The 17,463-nt window shown below is 39.8% G+C and carries 20 protein-coding genes; 8 read left to right on the top strand and 12 right to left on the bottom strand.

The window, feature by feature from the left end; translation table 11 throughout:
* Positions 1-12: 12 nt before the first annotated feature.
* Complete coding sequence (gene folP, locus BST86_RS08895) at positions 13-843, bottom strand: dihydropteroate synthase (protein ID WP_105982962.1); 831 nt, start codon at positions 841-843, stop codon at positions 13-15.
* Positions 844-897: 54 nt separating this feature from the next.
* Between folP and BST86_RS08890 the strand changes: the two genes are divergently transcribed.
* Both BST86_RS08890 and BST86_RS08885 read left to right on the top strand, forming a co-directional pair.
* A complete protein-coding gene (locus BST86_RS08890; protein WP_105982961.1) occupies positions 898-1,443 on the top strand; it encodes a DUF1599 domain-containing protein in 546 nt (181 codons plus the stop codon).
* Between the two features lie 13 nt (positions 1,444-1,456).
* The gene (locus BST86_RS08885; protein ID WP_172443339.1) at positions 1,457-2,437 is read left to right on the top strand and encodes an AbiH family protein; all 981 of its coding nucleotides are present in this window, start codon (positions 1,457-1,459) and stop codon (positions 2,435-2,437) included.
* 21 nt (positions 2,438-2,458) lie between these two features.
* On the opposite strand, the gene BST86_RS08880 is transcribed toward BST86_RS08885, so the two are convergent.
* On the bottom strand, positions 2,459-3,013 hold the full coding sequence (locus BST86_RS08880) for a thioredoxin family protein (RefSeq protein WP_105982959.1): 555 nt from the start codon (positions 3,011-3,013) through the stop codon (positions 2,459-2,461).
* Between the two features lie 126 nt (positions 3,014-3,139).
* On the opposite strand from BST86_RS08880, the gene BST86_RS08875 reads away from it, so the two are divergent.
* Positions 3,140-3,460: a phosphoribosylpyrophosphate synthetase gene (locus BST86_RS08875; protein ID WP_105982958.1), complete on the top strand. Its 321-nt coding sequence runs from the start codon at positions 3,140-3,142 to the stop codon at positions 3,458-3,460.
* Entirely contained in the window at positions 3,444-3,785 is a 342-nt protein-coding gene (locus BST86_RS08870; protein WP_105982957.1) for a tRNA-binding protein, read from the top strand. Before BST86_RS08875 ends, BST86_RS08870 begins: the two co-directional genes overlap by 17 nt.
* A 4-nt stretch (positions 3,786-3,789) precedes the next feature.
* On the opposite strand, the gene BST86_RS08865 is transcribed toward BST86_RS08870, so the two are convergent.
* Complete coding sequence (locus BST86_RS08865) at positions 3,790-3,960, bottom strand: Lacal_2735 family protein (protein ID WP_055413526.1); 171 nt, start codon at positions 3,958-3,960, stop codon at positions 3,790-3,792.
* Positions 3,961-3,991: 31 nt separating this feature from the next.
* Positions 3,992-4,825 (bottom strand): 23S rRNA (adenine(1618)-N(6))-methyltransferase RlmF, encoded by an 834-nt coding sequence (gene rlmF, locus BST86_RS08860; RefSeq protein WP_105982956.1) that lies wholly within the window; start codon positions 4,823-4,825, stop codon positions 3,992-3,994.
* 221 nt (positions 4,826-5,046) lie between these two features.
* Between rlmF and BST86_RS08855 the strand changes: the two genes are divergently transcribed.
* Together BST86_RS08855 and BST86_RS08850 are read left to right on the top strand one after the other, a co-directional pair.
* Complete coding sequence (locus BST86_RS08855; RefSeq protein ID WP_105982955.1) at positions 5,047-6,396, top strand: DEAD/DEAH box helicase; 1,350 nt, start codon at positions 5,047-5,049, stop codon at positions 6,394-6,396.
* Positions 6,397-6,505: 109 nt separating this feature from the next.
* Complete coding sequence (locus tag BST86_RS08850; protein ID WP_146126742.1) at positions 6,506-7,030, top strand: OmpH/Skp family outer membrane protein; 525 nt, start codon at positions 6,506-6,508, stop codon at positions 7,028-7,030.
* Positions 7,031-7,183: 153 nt separating this feature from the next.
* Here BST86_RS08850 and BST86_RS08845 read toward each other — a convergent pair whose 3' ends face one another.
* The 6 genes from BST86_RS08845 to BST86_RS08820 all read right to left on the bottom strand — a co-directional run bounded on the left by BST86_RS08845 (position 7,184) and on the right by BST86_RS08820 (position 11,918).
* The gene (locus BST86_RS08845) at positions 7,184-7,909 is read right to left on the bottom strand and encodes a heavy metal translocating P-type ATPase (protein WP_105982953.1); all 726 of its coding nucleotides are present in this window, start codon (positions 7,907-7,909) and stop codon (positions 7,184-7,186) included.
* Between the two features lie 6 nt (positions 7,910-7,915).
* Positions 7,916-9,142, bottom strand: a complete 1,227-nt coding sequence (locus BST86_RS08840; RefSeq protein ID WP_105982952.1) for a permease — start codon at positions 9,140-9,142, stop codon at positions 7,916-7,918.
* A 1-nt stretch (position 9,143) separates the two neighbouring features.
* On the bottom strand, positions 9,144-10,022 hold the full coding sequence (locus BST86_RS08835) for an NHL repeat-containing protein (RefSeq protein ID WP_105982951.1): 879 nt from the start codon (positions 10,020-10,022) through the stop codon (positions 9,144-9,146).
* Positions 10,022-10,654, bottom strand: a complete 633-nt coding sequence (locus tag BST86_RS08830; protein WP_105982950.1) for a heavy-metal-associated domain-containing protein — start codon at positions 10,652-10,654, stop codon at positions 10,022-10,024. The genes BST86_RS08835 and BST86_RS08830 overlap by 1 nt, the downstream gene beginning before the upstream one ends.
* A gap of 17 nt (positions 10,655-10,671) precedes the next feature.
* Positions 10,672-11,436 (bottom strand): hypothetical protein, encoded by a 765-nt coding sequence (locus BST86_RS08825; protein ID WP_105982949.1) that lies wholly within the window; start codon positions 11,434-11,436, stop codon positions 10,672-10,674.
* Between the two features lie 68 nt (positions 11,437-11,504).
* Positions 11,505-11,918, bottom strand: coding sequence for an HYC_CC_PP family protein (locus BST86_RS08820; protein WP_105982948.1), 414 nt, complete (start codon positions 11,916-11,918; stop codon positions 11,505-11,507).
* Positions 11,919-12,034: 116 nt separating this feature from the next.
* Between BST86_RS08820 and BST86_RS08815 the strand changes: the two genes are divergently transcribed.
* Positions 12,035-13,762 carry a mechanosensitive ion channel family protein gene (locus BST86_RS08815; protein ID WP_105982947.1) on the top strand — a complete coding sequence of 576 codons (1,728 nt, stop codon included), beginning with the start codon at positions 12,035-12,037 and terminating at the stop codon, positions 13,760-13,762.
* Here BST86_RS08815 and BST86_RS08810 read toward each other — a convergent pair.
* Both BST86_RS08810 and BST86_RS08805 read right to left on the bottom strand, forming a co-directional pair.
* Positions 13,759-14,175, bottom strand: a complete 417-nt coding sequence (locus BST86_RS08810; protein WP_105982946.1) for a response regulator — start codon at positions 14,173-14,175, stop codon at positions 13,759-13,761. The genes BST86_RS08815 and BST86_RS08810 overlap by 4 nt on opposite strands.
* A complete protein-coding gene (locus tag BST86_RS08805) occupies positions 14,172-15,500 on the bottom strand; it encodes an ATP-binding protein (protein ID WP_105982945.1) in 1,329 nt (442 codons plus the stop codon). Before BST86_RS08805 ends, BST86_RS08810 begins: the two co-directional genes overlap by 4 nt.
* Before the next feature lie 448 nt (positions 15,501-15,948).
* Between BST86_RS08805 and BST86_RS08800 the strand changes: the two genes are divergently transcribed.
* The gene (locus tag BST86_RS08800) at positions 15,949-17,328 is read left to right on the top strand and encodes a DUF7467 domain-containing protein (protein ID WP_105982944.1); all 1,380 of its coding nucleotides are present in this window, start codon (positions 15,949-15,951) and stop codon (positions 17,326-17,328) included.
* The last annotated feature ends 135 nt before the right edge of the window (positions 17,329-17,463 follow it).

Raw genomic sequence — 17,463 nt, 5'->3', positions numbered from 1 at the left:
GTAAAAATAGGATTAATTATTTTGAATGGATTGATGCAATTGTATCACTTCCATAGCTTCCTTGACATCGTGAACCCTTAGGATTTTAGCGCCTTGATCCAGACATTTCATGTGTAGGGCACTGGTTCCATTGAGCGCCTCGCTAGCAGTAATTCCTAGGGTTTTATAGATCATGGATTTGCGCGATACACCTGCAAGAATGGGAAGACCGTGAAAATGTAAGAGATCTAGATTCTTAAGCAACTGGAAGTTTTGTTGGGTCGTTTTAGCAAAGCCAAAACCAGGATCTATAAGGATATCTTTTATGCCAGAAGCTCTAGCAACGTGGACGCGCTCGGCAAAATATTGGTTGATTTCTAGAACCAGATCGTCATAGTGGGTTAGGGATTTCATGGTTTGCGATGTGCCGCGCATGTGCATCATGATGTAAGGCACGCCTGCGTTGCCTACGGTTTCCATCATTTTGGCATCCAGATGTCCTGCGCTTATGTCATTTACGATTTCAATACCGTGTTGTAGTGCTCTTGCTATGACGCTTTCGCGAAAGCTATCACAACTTATCACTGCGCTAGGAAAATGCTTTTTGACCAGATCAATGACCGGTATAACACGTTGGATCTCTTCTTCGGCTGAAATATCCTCACTATCAGGCCTGCTGCTATAACCTCCTATATCGATGAAGGTCGCGCCATCTGCCAGCATAGTTTCTACCTGATTCAAAATATCTTTATCAGATTTGAGCGCTCCACCATCATAAAAGGAATCTGGTGTGATGTTGACGATGCCCATCACGTGAGGTGTTGAAAGATCAATCAATTTACCGGCGCAATTTATCGTGGACATAGGATAGGTTATCGTATTTTGTGGGCTCAATTTACACCAAATTATAGAGTCTTTATGAGTACCACCAGCCAGCAATATGATCAAGTTATAAGCACGTGTCGGGATCTTTTTACTAAGAAAATGGCAGACTACGGCAGTGCCTGGCGCATTTTGAGACTGCCATCGCTTACAGATCAGATCTTTATCAAGGCGCAACGCATACGCGGTTTACAAACCCTAGCCGAATCCAAAGTAGACGAAGGCCAGGAAAGCGAGTTCATTGGCATCATCAATTATTCCATCATGGCATTGATCCAGTTGGAAAAAGGCGTCGTAGAACAACCAGATCTCAACTTAGAACAAGCCACCGAACTCTATGATAAACACGTCGCGATCACCAAGCAATTGATGATGGACAAGAACCACGACTATGGCGAGGCCTGGCGTGATATGCGCGTGAGCTCTCTTACCGATTTGATCCTACAAAAATTATTGCGCGTTAAACAAATAGAAGACAATGCGGGCAAGACCATCGTTAGCGAAGGCCTAGAAGCTAACTATCAAGACATGGTCAATTATGCGGTTTTTGCGATGATTCATTTAACCAGCACTACTGAATAAATCCTTTATGGCCATGAGGACAGTATTTTTAATAGGAAATGGATTTGACCTAAATCTTAATTTGAAAACTTCATACAGTGAGTTCTACAAATTTTATATAAATCAGGAATCAAACAAAAAGGTTGTTGCTTCTTTGAAAAGGTCGATAAATTCAAATCTATCAAATTGGGCGGATTTAAAATTAGAACTAGGTAATTACACTGTAAATATCGATAACCAATCAGATTTTGATTTGATATTTGATGATGTAGGTGAAAACCTTGCTAAGTTTTTAATTGATCGAGAAAAAGAATTAGATATTAATTCCTTAAATCCTTCAGTTTTATTTACTGATTTATGTCAAGCAGAAAAGCATCTTTTACCTTCTGATCGCCGAAAAGTTTTAGCTTTTAAAAATGAATTTGGAAGCGTTGAACATGCTGTGGATATTATTAATTTTAATTATACCAAAACTATAGAAACGATACTTGAAAACAATTATCAAAACTTAAAGCTAGGATTGTTTAGAAACAAGAATCCTGTTATCCTAAAAAACATTTATCATATTCATGGATTTACCGACGATAGAATGGTTTTTGGAGTTAATGATAAAAGTCAAATTGCAAATGAATCTTTCCATAGTAATAAAGATATCTTAGAATCCCTAATAAAGAATGAATGTAACATAGCCCACAAGCATACTGTTGAGGAACAGTGTCAAAATCTAATTAAAAATGCAAATGTTATATGTGTTTTTGGAAGTTCACTTGGTGATACTGATAAAATATGGTGGGAAGAAATTGGATTAAGGCTTAAGCATAGCAATGCTAGACTAATCATTTTTTACAAGGGTGAAACTATACCTAAGAGAATTAGTCATAGAGCAGCTAGATACGAGAGAGCGATTAAAGAAGATTTTCTAAATAAAGCTAATGTCGATGACGAAATTAGAGAAGTAATTGATAGCAGAATATTTTTTTGCTACAACTCTAAGGTTTTTAGTCTTGTTAAATAATGCTATTTTTCAGCATTCAAATCACTTCCACTTAATCCCACAACCCATACTAGGTTTTTGGTTTTCTGGAACCTTTTTGTTTCCCAGCAGGGCATCAAGTGCTTCACGTATAGATCTTCCTGTTAGAGGTATGCCGTTTTTAGGTCGGGAATCGTCCAGCTGGCCGCGGTAGACCAGTTGGCCTTCGTTATCAAACACATAAAAATCTGGTGTGCAGGCCGCGTCGTATGCTTTGGCAACTTCTTGAGTCTCGTCGTATAAATAAGGAAAAGGGTAATCATTCTTCTCTGCTACTTCATACATTTTTGCAGGGCCATCTTGTGGGTAGGTCGTTACATCATTGCTGGATATTGCCACAAAGCCAAAACCAGTCACACGATAATCATTAGCCAGGCGTACTAGTTCTTCATTGACGTGAATCACATACGGGCAATGATTGCAAATAAACATGACGACGGTTCCTTTTTCACCTTTGATATCTTCATAGCTCAAACGATTGCCAGATACGGTATCCAGCAATTCAAATGATGGAGCAATAGTTCCCAAGGGCAGCATGGTAGATGGAGTTAATGACATAGAATAGTTTTAATTACTGTATAGGTCGCATATCGCTAAGATATGTAACCTAAGCTTATATTAAAGTTTTGAAAACCGTACACTAGGGACGACATTCAATTCATAGCTTTATATAAAATAACCAACATGAGTAAGTTTAAAAACGGATACGACACACTTTCGCTAGCTGTAGAAGATCTACAGTCCATGGGCTATACTATCGATTATGATCTTGTCGAGGATGGCCTCAAATCAAAAGACTTAAAAAAGAAGTGGAAAGCAGAAGAGCTTGAAGTGGTCAAGTTCTACCGCTTTGAAGGTATTTCTGATCCTGCAGATAATACCATTCTATATGCAATAGAATGCAACGATGGCAATAAAGGGCTATTAGTTGACGCTTATGGAGCAGATGTCTATATATCTCCAGAGATGATTGAAAAGCTAAGAATGAATGAAGAAAAACCTTAATTGGGAAGAATTTTCTAGAATCGATATGCGCGTCGGCACCATTGTCGGCGCGCAGTTGTTTCCAGAAGCTCGTAAACCAGCCTACAAGTTAGAAATCGACTTTGGTGAAGAGCTGGGAATTCTTAAAACTAGCGCACAAATTACAGACCATTACCAGCCAGCAGATCTTAAAGGCAAACAAATCATTGCCGTGGTGAATTTCCCACCTAAACAGATTGCCAATTTCATGAGTGAATGTCTGGTGTTAGGCTCCGTTGATGAGAAAAACAAAGTGATTTTATTACAACCAGAACGTCATGCCCAGAATGGTGACCGCGTGAGTTAAAAATCTATTTCTTGTCCAGTAAATCCAGTTTTTTGGAAATCTCATCAGCCTTTGCATAGGCTGCGTCACTGGCAGCACGATCTGTAGAAGATAGGCGATGATAATCGGCCATCAATTTTTTGTACTGCTCCTGTAATTTTTCAGCTTCTGACTTCTTATTGAATAATCCGAACATGGTTTTTTCTTTAAGTCGCAGCCATCACGGTTTAATTACCAAACTTCCACGCCAGTATGCGGCTCTCCTTGTTTCCCGTTTGCATGGGAATGACCTTCACTTCAGCATTGAGTTTTGTGGCTAGTTTTTGAAGTTTTGGTAAGTTACGCTTTCGCGAAAGCAGACTCGTAAACCATCCTACCTGTTCCTTAAAGTCTGCAGATTCCTTAATCAGCCGTTTTACAAAAAGTGCCTCGCCACCGTTACACCACAGCTCGTGCGACATACCGGCAAAATTGCGGCTTTCCTCCACGGTACCTAGTTTACGTTGTTTTTTCAGATTTTCCTTTTCAGCTTCCTCGGCGCTGGCATAGAATGGTGGATTGCACATCACAAAGTCAAAAGTTTCACCATCCTTGATGATGCCCTGCAATATGTTGGATCGATTTTGTTGATGTCTTATTTCAATGGCGGCATTTTTAAGCGTGTTATCTTTTGCATGAGCGATACTATTCTCATCAACATCGCTGCCTACCATTTTATAATCATAAATCGCATTTCCCAGAATGGGATAGATCGCACTGGCACCGCAGCCTATGTCCAGCCCGGTTTTCTCGCCTTTACCTATCAGGTCTGCAATGTGGTGGATGTAATCTGCCCGTCCAGGAATAGGTGGATAGAGGCTGCCGGCCGGCAGTTTCCAGTAACGCACATTATAGTGGTGCTTGAGCAGCGCAGTATTGAATTCCAAGATGGAGTCTGGCTTGCTGAAATCAATGGTGGTGGCTCCATCAGGAGTTTTGGTAAAATGGGATTCCAGTGCTGGATGGGCTTCGGCTAGTTTGACAAAATCATAACCGTACCTGTGAACGTTTCTTAAATGCATGTTGCAAAGGTAAATGAAGTTGAACTTGAACTTGGGCCTGAATTTGAACTCGAATCTGAATTGAACTTGAATTTGAACCTGAATTTGAATAGGTCGTGAAGAACTTTTATCATGCATAGTAGTGGATTAGTAGTTACGCTTTCGCGAAAGCGAACTCATCATGGATATTTCAAGTTCAGGTTCGAGTTGCGAAAGAAGTACCTTTGCAAAAAATTACCGTCATGAAACACTTCAAGGAACTAGGTCTAAAAACACCTTTACAGAACGGTCTGGACGATCTAGGCTTTGACACCATGACGCCTATTCAAGAAGAGGCTTTTCCAGCGATTCTATCGGGTCGTGATGTGATAGGTATCGCGCAAACGGGTACTGGTAAGACTTTGGGATATATGTTGCCCTTGTTGCATGAGCTCAAATACAGCGAGAGTCTTGACCCAAGGTATTTGATTCTGGTCCCTACACGTGAACTTGTGGTACAGGTTGTTGAACAAATTGAGGCCTATGCCAAATACATCAACGTACGTGTTATAGGTGTGTATGGCGGTACCAACATCAATACACAGAAAAAGGCTCTAGGCGATGGCTGCGATATCGTGGTAGCCACACCTGGTAGGTTATACGACTTGATCGTCGCACAGTCCGTTAAATTTAAATTTTGCAAGAAGGTCGTGATTGATGAGGTGGACGTGATGCTGGATCTAGGTTTTAGGTTCCAGCTGAATAATATTTTTGACCATTTACCTACCAAAAGGCAAAACATCATGTTTTCTGCCACCATGACAGATGATATTGAGGAGTTTATAAGATCCTTTTTCTCAAACCCTTTAAAGGTAAGCATAGCCGTTTCAGGAACGCCTTTGGAAAATATAGAGCAATCCAGTTATCCGGTGCCTAATTTTTATACTAAGGCAAACCTGCTCATGCATCTGCTTTCTGATGCTACGGTTTTTTCCAAAGTGTTGGTCTTTGTTCCCAATAAAAAAAGCGCCGACCGTTTACAAGAAGTCATGGCGCCGCATTATGGTAAAGAGATTGCCGTCATACATTCCAATAAAACGCAAAACTACAGGTTGCGCAGTATCGAGCTATTTGATTCTGGTACCTGTCGCATTTTGATAGCGACAGATGTCATGGCACGTGGACTGGATCTTTCCAAAGTCTCTCACGTTATCAATCTTGATGTCCCTAGGTTTCCAGAGAACTATATGCACCGTATAGGTAGAACTGGTCGCGCCGAACAAAAAGGAAAGTCCATTCTTTTCTTTACTGAAGATGAAGCACAAAACAAAAAAGACATTGAAACCTTGATGAATCAGCCTATAGAGGTGTTGCCTTTTCCAGAGGATGTTGAGATTTCTAAGCAAAAGACGCCAGAGGAAAGTCCCGTATTGAGAGAAATTCACAATCCACACAAAACCATGGAAGAGGAGCGTGGCGATTCCTTTCACGAGAAGAAAGACAAGAATAAAAAAGAGAATCTGGGCGGTAGTTATCGCAGGGAAATTGCCAAAAAATATAAGAAACCCAAGACGCGAGGAGACAAAAATGCCAACCGCCGCAGAAAGAAATAATTCTATAATTAAACGATCGCGTTTAAAAGTGGTCTAGTATTTGAAATACCCCTGAAAATTAGTCTCAAAATAAGTGATTGCTTATCTTGCGGCCTTTAAAATCCTTAAAATGAAAAAAGTACTTTTATTATTATTTTTAGTAGCAGGAACTGCAATGGCACAAACAGGTTTTGTACAGTATGAAGCCATTCTAGCCAGCATGCCAGAAGTAGAGCCTATTCGTAAAGAATTAGGAGACCTAACCACAAAATTGCGTACAGACCTAGAGAGCGCTGAGGCAAAATCCGCACAGAAACTTCAAGATCTGCAGTACCAAGCACAAAAGCCAGGAACAACTCCGGAGCAGAAGCAAGGTCTTGCAGAGCAGGCGCAGGCATTGCAACAAGAGTTTGCCAATGCATCTAAAGCTGCAGAACTTCAATTAGGTGCTAAGGAAAATGACTTAATGAAGCCTATCCTTACTAAGTTGAATGAAGCCATTCAAGCGGTAGCAAAAGAGAAAGGATTAAAGTTAGTTGTCAACGCATCTCAGGTAGTTTATTCTGAGCCAGGTGCCAACATCTCTATAGATGTTGCAAAACGTCTAGGTATCAAAATTGATGCTGACGGTACTGCAGCAGCGGCAGGAAACTAAGTTTTTTGACATATTATTAAAGTCCAGCTCATTGAGCTGGACTTTTTTTGTTTAAAATATTTACACCTCGATTTGAAACTACTACATGAATCGGTGTGAAGTTTTATCGCTTTCTTGTCTGCCGACAGGCAGGTGCGAAAGCGAAATAACCTTCTACATCATGAGCATCAACACAGCCATGACAATCATGATGGCATTTTCAATAAAAGTAGCCTCAGTCATGGGAAGTTTGAGCGCCGTGCCCAGACAGGCGCACTGAATGGACTTTTTATCCAAAAGTGTTTTGGACACTCCTATAGTCGTTATTCCCAGGACCACAAGCGTTGCGATCAAAGCGATATCGATCTCAAAACGCATGAGGAACATCAAACCCAATGCGGTTTCAATAAATGGATAGATCCATCCGTATGCTGGAAGGACTTTAGCCAGCGGATCGTACATACTAAAGCTTGCAGGGAAACCTTTTAGATCCAGGATTTTGAAAAAACTAAATACGATAAAAAACAGTCCCATAAAATCTAGCATTGCCGTGCTCCAGGAATCTTTGGAATAATTGAGTAACACTGTAGCAATAGTGATGTATCCCAAAATTATAAAGAGTGGTTGCAGCTGCTTTAATTTTGAAGGCTCACTGGTATTGGTCTCAATAGAACTGTTTGTAAAAACATTGGTTTCCTGTTTTTGCTTTATGGTATATTTTTCTGGAAGTGCTTTTTGAAAGGTGTCTAGATTTATATGACGCTTCATTTCAATACCAACAGTCTCACTTTCAAGATCTACAGTGGTACTAGTTACACCTTCTACCTTATTGAGAACTTGCTCGACATGGGTACGACAGCCGTTGCAGGTCATGCCTTTGATAGTATAGGAATGTTTCATAATGTTCTAAAGGATAAAAAATTTGGTGATTAATCCACCGGTAAGCCATAAGTAACAAGCTAGTGCAGCAAATTTCATCATGCTTTCCAGAAGTGCGCTTTTAGGCGCCATTTCACTCGTCTTGTGATCTACGTCTTTCTTTTTGAAAAAGCCCAAATAAACCAAATAGCCTGATATCACCAAGAAAGCAAGGTTGAGGTAAAAGGTGTAGTCAATCTTAAAATATGTACTGTCTTGAATTTTGACCTGACTGGGATCTGGTAGCATGTTGAGTAAGTCAAAACCATAATGAAGGGTTAGCGCTGCACCTATCAAAGCAATAAATAGTAGAAATAATATGAATAATGACATCTTCCAACCGTAATATCTCGCATTGATGCGCAAAACCGGGAAAACCACTAGATCACTAAAAATAAAGGCCATCACTCCAGCAAAGCTGACTCCTTTACCAAAGAGCAAGCCTGCTAATGGTATATTACCCATGGATCCAATAAATGTCAAAAATGCAGCCACTGGGCCAACAATGATGTGTTCCAAAATTTCAAAAAAACTAAAATCAGTATTGCCGGCACCGCTATTGATGAACAGGGTTTGGAAAAAGGAATCCGGTACAAAGGCCGCCACGATTCCTGCGATGGTAAAGCCTACCGTGACATCTTTCCAGACCATTTGCCATTCCATTTTGTATTTTTTGGAAACGCGAGCCCAACTTTCCTCTTTTACAATCTGCTTTTTCCAATCTTTTGAAGCTTCTTCAGATTCGTCTTGATCGTCCTTTAGATTGTTGCGGGCTTTATCAATAAGCTTTTTAGGGTTTATAATCCTGATAAGCAACCAACTTATCAGGATTAAAAGAATACCACCCAAATACTCACCTACAACAAACTGCCATCCCAAAAATATGGAGATGATAATTCCCAGCTCGATCACAAGATTAGTTGATGCTAATAAAAATGCCATGCTAGATATAAAGCTGGCACCTTTTTTAAAAATGGACTTAGTAGATGCCAGTGCGGCAAAGCTGCAGGAACTGCTTATAAATCCAAAAAAAGTTCCGAAGAGCACGCCTTTACCTTCTGCACCGCCCATGGTTTTTTGCATGCGCTTCTCAGTTACAAAAATTTGGATCATGCTGCTTATGATATAACCCAATGCAAAAGCCCATAATGCCATCCAGAAAAACCCTACCGACGTGTAGGCGGCCTCACCCCAGTTTTTTAGGAAGTTATTCATGTTATTTCTCCATAATAGGTTTTAGAGCATAACGTATCATCTCACCATTACGATAATTCGTGATGTATAAAACATCCTCGATAACCATCAAGTCTGTTGGTTTGTCAATTCCAGATTCCAATACTTGCTTCAATTGATAATCCATCCCAAATACAAGAACGCGATCATTTTCAAAATCAGTTAGAAATATTTCTGAATCGCTCACGTATATTCCTGTGGCTGCATTGAAGTTTTGGTCCTGTCCAAACTCTGTCAACACTTTCCCAGTTTTATCAAAAACCTGCCCGCGATTGTTGTAAGCATCTGCTACAAAGATCTTGTCTGCCGTGATTTGAACATCAGTTGGGTAATAGAAATCGCCCAAGGCTTTTCCTTCTTTCCCAAAACTGATCCATTGGCTACCATTGTAGTATAGAATCCTGTTGGTGTAGAAATCTGCGATTGCAATTTCATTTTCATAAACACTTATTCCAGCAGGTGCGTCCAGAGAATCATTAATGACGAGATAATCCATTTTGTTATCGCGCATCACAGCAATGGAATCACGTCCATATTCTGGGACAAACAAGGCTCGCTCCTGGAGCATGGAAGTGGTCATCTTATCAGTGATCTGCAGGTCTGCTTTCCCAAAATCAAGGTGCATGGGACGATCAAAACCTTCCATCTCAAAAAGGATCTCACCATCGGTATTTACCTTGAGAACACGGTTGTGGTCTCCATCACTTAAGAAGATATCGTTACCATCTGCAGTGATGCCTATAGGGTTGATACCGTCTAATGCAATCGTTTTTTCAAACTGCCATTCTTTGGGTTGCTTTACTTGTTCATTACAAGAAATCATCCCGAATAATATCGGGATGATGTATATCAAATTCTTCATTATATGGCTCTTTTATAGTGACAACAAGCAGGTAATGCATCATAGGTAGCATCGCTTGCCTTTGCGGTTTTTGTGTCGTGACCTACCTTGGCCATGCTGGTAGCTACAGCCTCTCTATTGGTTTTTGAAGCGTCGTGAGCAATGGTTAACATATAGGTCTTGACATCCCATTCTGCGGTAGAAACACCTGCAAGACTGGATGCAGCTTTCTCGATACGTGCTTTACACATGCCACATTTACCGTTGACGTACATTTTAATCGTGGTCAAGTTTGTTGAAGCCACCGCATCTTTTGAGGTAGCGTTGCTTTCCACTTTTCCATTGGCTCTATTGATAGTGGCCAGTTTAGGTGTATAACCTGCTTTTTCCACTTGAGAGACTACAGCGTCCATGGTCAATTCCTTATCTGCTGGATAGCTGAATGAGAAATCTCCTGTTTCAATATCTATTTTGACATCTTTGATGCCTTTGAATTCCTTGAACTTTTTTTCAAGACCGTAGGCGCAAAATGGGCAGCCTAGACCGTCGACTTGTACCTCAAATTGATCTCTTTGATTTGATTTTTGTGCATCCGCTTTCGCGAAAGCGAACAAGCTAAAAGCTATGCTCAGTAGGATTGCTATATTTTTCATGTTGTTATTTTTTAAAATTAAAATGTGTAGCGTGTGCCCAAAAACACGGAATAATTTAGGGCACTATTATCTGGAATATCTTGTACCAATGGCAATTGTAAAGCAAGATCAAAAGTGATGTTCTTGCGCGCATACTGGATACCTTGTGCATAGAGCAACTGGTACCAGTCACGTTCATGCAACCAGGCGCTGGTATATTCAAAATAAAGATTTACTTGTTTATTGGGATACTGTGGCTTGAGTAATGGCAATCCAAAACCTAACTTGGTGCGGAATTCATCCATCGTTCCATTAGGCATGGAGTTGTAACCTATCTCTGACGAGATACCATACTTAAGGGTTTCCAGCCCAGCGACCACGCCATAGTAGCCTGCATATTTACCAGTACTAAGATCCATAAGATCCAACTCTTCTCCAGTAGGTAAGGTTTGCAGCGTTTTTGCCACCATACGGAAGGTTTTTCCCGTTCCATCCTTGCGGTAAAATTGGTATTTACCTAAAAGCTTAATGTCTGCTAACGAGCTACCATTCGCATCATCTAGATTATAATTGATGTATGGCAAATGAACCGCTACCAGGCTATTAGAAGTAGGCAAATAGTGAAGCATGAGCGGCACATAAATTGCCGTACCGCGCTCTGTATTGCGTATTTCAGTTAATGTTTTTGTTGTAAAACTGCCGCCACCTAGCATGATGGGTTTATCTGCAGTTATAGGTGGTCCTTGAGAGTACGCTTTCGCGAAAGCGAAAACCATACAAGCCACCATTAAAAATTGTTTCATTGTGTATAAAATTGAGTTTGACTTAAGGTTAGAACGAAATCAATCATTCCATGAAAGGCAAAAACAATCTAAATAAGAAAGGAATCGTGTAATAAAAAGAGGTCGCGACCCGGTAATGGCGGCGACTCTTTAATGAGTCTGTTTTTTGCAGTATCCAAATCCTGTTCCAATAGAACGGCATAAGAATGTGCAAAAGCAGTGATAAAGACCAGCTGGTCTAGTGAGAAGTCAAATGTATTTTTCTGAAAGTCCTGATCACTATCAGAAACGATCTGCTTGTCCTTGCAGCAACCCATATTCTTCATGGCATTGTGCATTTCAGGATCGGTGTCCTGCATCTCGCAACTGCGAGCATCATCGTAAAAAGCGATGTCCACAAGGTGGTCACCACAAAAATGCGCCGCAATACTAAACGACGTTGTGGTAAGCAATAGCAATAATGCCATTGTGATGGAAACGGACTTGTGAATCAGCGATTTCATAACTACAAAGCTACAAAATGAATGCCATTGTGTTACATAGGTCTTCTTAAATAAATGGAAAAGGAGCAGCCGACGGGATTCATATCAATATATTTAAAAATAAAACCGATCTATCCATGCACTTTGTACGATTCCTTTATTGTTTTTTGCTCTTTAATGTAGGTGTTGTCCACTCTCAAACTCCAGCGGACAGCACCCAACAAGAATCGCAACTGCCAAGTAAAGAATCCATCGTTGATGTAAATGCAGATTATGGTAGTAATCCAATACTGGAATATAACGACTCCTATTATATTCTTTCAAGAATCAATGAAAATATTGGTCTGCCTCCTACAAAATTCAATTACCGAACGCCGCAGGCGACCCTGGAAGAATTTGTCCAAGCATGTCGTGATGAGCAATTTGAGGATGCCGCTTATGCATTGAACCTGAATAGGATGCCCAGCAACCTGACGATTGAGGATGCTGCCGTACTTGCAGAGAAGCTATATTTTGTGATGAACCAGCGCGTCAATATTGAATGGGGTTCCATATCTGACCGTCCTGACGGGCAAATCGATATACAGACCGCTACTAATAAGGCTATAGCGGGCAGCCCTAGACGTAGTGTTTATTTTGGCGAACTGGACCTGGAAGGTCGCGACGCGACCCTAAGGTTGCAAAGAGTTAAGTATAAAGACTTTGGTGCATTCTGGCTCATCAGTGCTGATACAGTAGAAAATATAGAAGAGTTGTATCGTATTTATGGGCCACGTCAACTTGAGTTATTGATACCTGAATGGGCGCGATTTGGTGTTTTAGGTTTACCTGGATGGAAGATTTTAGGAACGCTGCTTTTGATTGGACTTTCCTTCTTGATCGGGAAATTGGGTTCCTATATCGTGCGTAGATTGTGTCGTAAGAGTAGGTTTGCGTGGTTAAAGGTAGTAGGTAAAAACCTGGCAACACCTTCTGGGTTTGCAATCGCCGTGTTGTTCTTTTACATCACTCTTAATTCACTCATTAGTTTTAGTGGTCCTTTTGCCAGTTGGCTCTATTCTTTACTGCTAATCACGGTCATATCTTCCATCACTTGGCTTATTATGAAGTTTATAGATAGCTTCATGATCTACATTGCTGAAAATAGGATAGGAGACACCAACCCAGAGGAAAACAGCGAGGCTAGACAGATGTTGACTTATGTAAGTGTTGCTCGTCGCGTCGTGACTTTTGTCGTGATTATAATAGGTATCACGGTGATCATTTCCCAGTTCCGTTCTTTAGAGAAGCTTGGGATTTCTTTATTGGCTTCGGCTGGTGTGTTGACTGTCGTTCTGGGAATTGCAGCTCAAAGTACACTGGGAAATATTATCGCTGGTATACAGATCGCGTTGACCAGTCCAGCAAAAATAGGTGATACGGTAATCATCAATGATGATTGGGGTTATGTAGAGGATATTCGCTTCACCTATATGGTCGTAAGAACCTGGGACCAACGCAGACTTGTCATCCCATTAAAGCATGTCATTAGCAATATTTTTGAAAATTGGTCAATGACAAATCCGCATCAAGTACGACCGATAATTGTACACGCAGACTATAGAATTGACGTCCAAAAAGTCAGAGAGAAATATGAATCGTTGTTGCGCAATCACGATTTGTGGGACGGTGAGCACGAGCCAGTAATTCAAGTTGTGGAGGCCGGTGAGGACACCATAGAGATGCGAGCACTTTGCTCTGGAAAAGATGCCAGTACTACATGGGATTTACATTGTGAGCTAAGAGAACAGTTGGTAGCCTTTATAGCTGATCTAGAAGATGGCTTATATCTCACTAAAACCCGTGTGGAATTAAAAAACGACTAGTCGTATTCTTGTTCCAATTTTTGAAGAATTTCTCTCAACATGCTCTCATTTACAGGTTTGATGATATAGTCTGTAAGTTCGCTAATGGATTTAGCTCGTTCTACATCAGTTGGGTCGATTGAAGATGACACCATGTAAATCGTAATTTTCTTACCTACCTTAGGTTTGAGCTTTATATATTCTTCCATAAACTCAAATCCATTCATGATGGGCATATTGATGTCTAGAAAGATTACATCAGGAAGTTCTTGTGCATTGGCAATGTTATCAATCATAAAATTGATGGCTTGCTCTCCATCAGAGAACACTAAAACTTTTTTGGCAAATCGCGATTTTTCTACGGTGCGCTTGAAACCATATTGATAGATTTCGTCGTCATCAATTAAACTTAGAATAAAAGGTTTTGCACTCATGCGGTTTGTTTTTTGAAAGTTACAATAAATGTAGATCCTTTATTTGGAATACTATGCACTTCGATCGACCCGCCTAAAGATTCGACTTGATTTTTAACAATAAACAGTCCTATACCTTTAGAATTTTTATTCCTGAGGAAGGTCTGATGTAAACCGAATACTCTTTGAGCTTGACGTTTCAAATCGATTCCCAGTCCGTTATCTTGAACGTACAGTTTAATTGCGTTCTTTTCGTTCTCGGTTCTCAAATGTATTTCTGGAGTTCTCTTAGCATCGCTGTATTTTAAAGCGTTGCTTAGTAAGTTGAGCATAATGCTTTCCAGATATACCTTGTTATAAACTACGAATGGAGCATCTGAAAAGTTAGCAGTGATTATCGCTTTTTGGTCTAATATCTCGCCGACTAACAAGTCCTTCGTTTGACCTAACACCTTTTCAAAGATTAGTTTTTGAGTTGGAATTTGCTCTTCGGTTTTTGTTTTAATTCCTGTTAGTAAAACATTTACCGTTTCGTCTAAATACTGAATCACGGTATCAAATTTCTGGAAGAGTTCTGACTTTTCCTCTTCGCTATCGGTATCCTTGTAGAAATTAGAGAGGAAAATCAAATTGCCAATAGGTGCTCTCAAGTTATGTGCGGTTATCTGAGCATAATCGGATAATTGCTTATTGGCGGCAGACAAGCTTTCATTCTTATCACGCAGGTGACGTTGTGCAGGAAGAAGTACGAGAAAAAATTCAGCCATAATAATAATTAGTGCGATACCAGTCAGAACATAACAGATGAGCATGGCGAGTTCATTTTTCCTTTCTGACTCCTTCTGCAACCAAAAGGTAATTTGTTCCATATGGTCAAGGAACTTACCTTCAATTGAAATGATTAAGGCGACTTGAGACTTTAATTGAAACTTTGAATCTGCGCTTAGGATTCTATCAACAGCTTTGCTAATTTCTTCAATTTGAAGATTTGTTATTTGAAGAACTGAATCTACCTTTTTGAGATGGTCGTTCGTTTTATTTTTCTGGGATAAAAACTGTTGTGCCTCTTGTAATTCGTGAACGCTTTTAAGTAGCATATCGTTGCTGTAAGGTGTTGAATCTTCCGTATTTCCTAGCAAATTGTACAATACTTGTTTGGTAATGCGTTGACTCAACATTCGTTGGCGTCCTGACTTATTAATTAGAATTGCGTCTTCTTGCTGCAGCGATATAAAGTATGCCAGGGTTACCGCGATCAATATGATCATACCTGTAATCGTGATCGTAAAAACAGTGTAAGAAGTTTTGAGATGTTTTGTGAAATTCATAGGGATGATAGAAAACATCAATATTAAATTAACGGAATGTAGCTCAACTACGTGTAAATATAAGGATGTCAACTAGTCTTAAGACCTTGTCTTTTCGTTGCATTTAAAATAATAATAAGTTAGTAAATGCAAATTTCAAATAGCCTTAATCATTTTGAATTAAACAAATCTTACTTAATCAAATGATTATCAGTGTTTATTAGTTCTTCCAAAACGTTTTTCTGTTTAATTATTTGACCTTTATGGTGCTTGTTGTCAAACAATGAGCACTAAGAACGTTAGACCTTACAATCTTAAGTGCACTAATGTTTAATAGTGAATTTCTAAAATTGAGAAATAGGCAATTTGATCGGTATAACTTGTATTTGCTGCATGTGATTCTTAGAGGTCGAATATAATTCCCTCATGTAGAATTCTTATCAAACGCTTAATAAAGCTCGTTAACTTTCTCCTCTAAACTAATACTATGAAAAACTTTACTAAAATTTTTGTTTTAGGATTATTGGCAATGGTGCTTGCCTGTAGTCCAGAAGAGTTGGATGAGTTTGAGAACACTCCTGAGGTACAGGAGTCCAACTTAGAACTAGGTATGAAAAGTGCCAAAAATTCTAAAATAGAAGGAATACGGGTCACCTATAAGCTTAAGGAGGCAGATGTTCCTGGAATATCGGGTTTTATAACGATTAGAGATGCTGGAAAAAAAGGTGTTGAAGCCTTCATTAAACTCAAAAACACAACGCCAGGATTGATGCATCCAGTTCATATCCATGAAGGCGTATTTGGTCAAGAAGGAGCTCGTGCCAAAACATTGAATCCTGTTAATGGAACTACCGGTATCTCCCAAACTTATTTTACTCACATGGATAATGGTGATGTAGCAGATTTTGATGAGTTGGTCAATCAGCGTGAGTACTATGTAGGACCCCATTTTAGTATGGAGGATATGGAGACCATACTTGCAGTAGGTAACATAGGTGTTTTGGATCCACCAGTGACTTGTTCTGATTGTAGCGGTGGTCTTGATAGATTAGCATTTCAGTACAACGGAGATAAAACGGCTAGAGTACAGATCAAGCAATCCAATGGACACGTCATTTTTGACGCTCATGTAGATCCAGCAGAGCAATTTACTATTGTAGGCACTAGAGAAGATGGATCCTTTGGAGACAAAGTCTACATCTATGTGAATCACTGTAAAGTTGCTAAAGTCGTTACAAATTGTGATGAAGCAGTTTTAGTGGGTGACACTTTTGGAGACTTTGAAGTTGTAGATGGAAACAGCGTTTTAGGTGGTCCTATATGTGATGCTCCTGAAGAGCCAGAGCCAGAATGCAATGACTGCGATGGTAAGGTGAACTACCTTTCTTTAAAATATACGGGTAGCCATGGCGCAAAAATTACCATTAAACAATCGCAGGATTATAAATATGTATTTCACGACTACGTCAAGCCAGGTGAAGTCATTAAGATTTATGGTAAGGCACATGATGGTTCGTTTGGTAAGGAATTGAAAACCTATTTCAATTTCATTTGTAAAGATAAAATTGATACGAGCTGTGATGAAGCTATAGGCCCAGGTAGCACATACGGTAATCTAACCGTAGTGGAAGGAACTAGTACAAACGGCGGAGAATTGTGCGAGGTAAGCGGCGACGATGATGACGATGACGATGACAAAGAATGTAAAATCACGGACTGGTGGCACAAACACTCATCTTGGTGTCAAAAGAAGACTTATTGTTCCAGCTACGGATGGTGGCATAAACACGACTATAAGTGTTACAAAAAACCATCAAAATGCAAGAATAAAAGCAGATGGCACAAGCATAGTTCAAAGTGTTCTTAATCAGTAATATTTAAGAATTTACAATTTCATCTAAAAAGCCCGATCACAAAATGATCGGGCTTTTCTTGTCATATGTTTATACAGCTTAGTTACAAACCAGTGTAAAAAGCTCATGAATAAAAAAAACACCATACT

The organism is Nonlabens agnitus (assembly GCF_002994045.1).
In the GTDB taxonomy this organism is placed as follows: Bacteria; Bacteroidota; Bacteroidia; order Flavobacteriales; family Flavobacteriaceae; genus Nonlabens; species Nonlabens agnitus.
The sequence above is the reverse complement of the archived record's forward strand: the minus strand, read 5'-3'. Positions and strand labels throughout refer to the sequence as shown.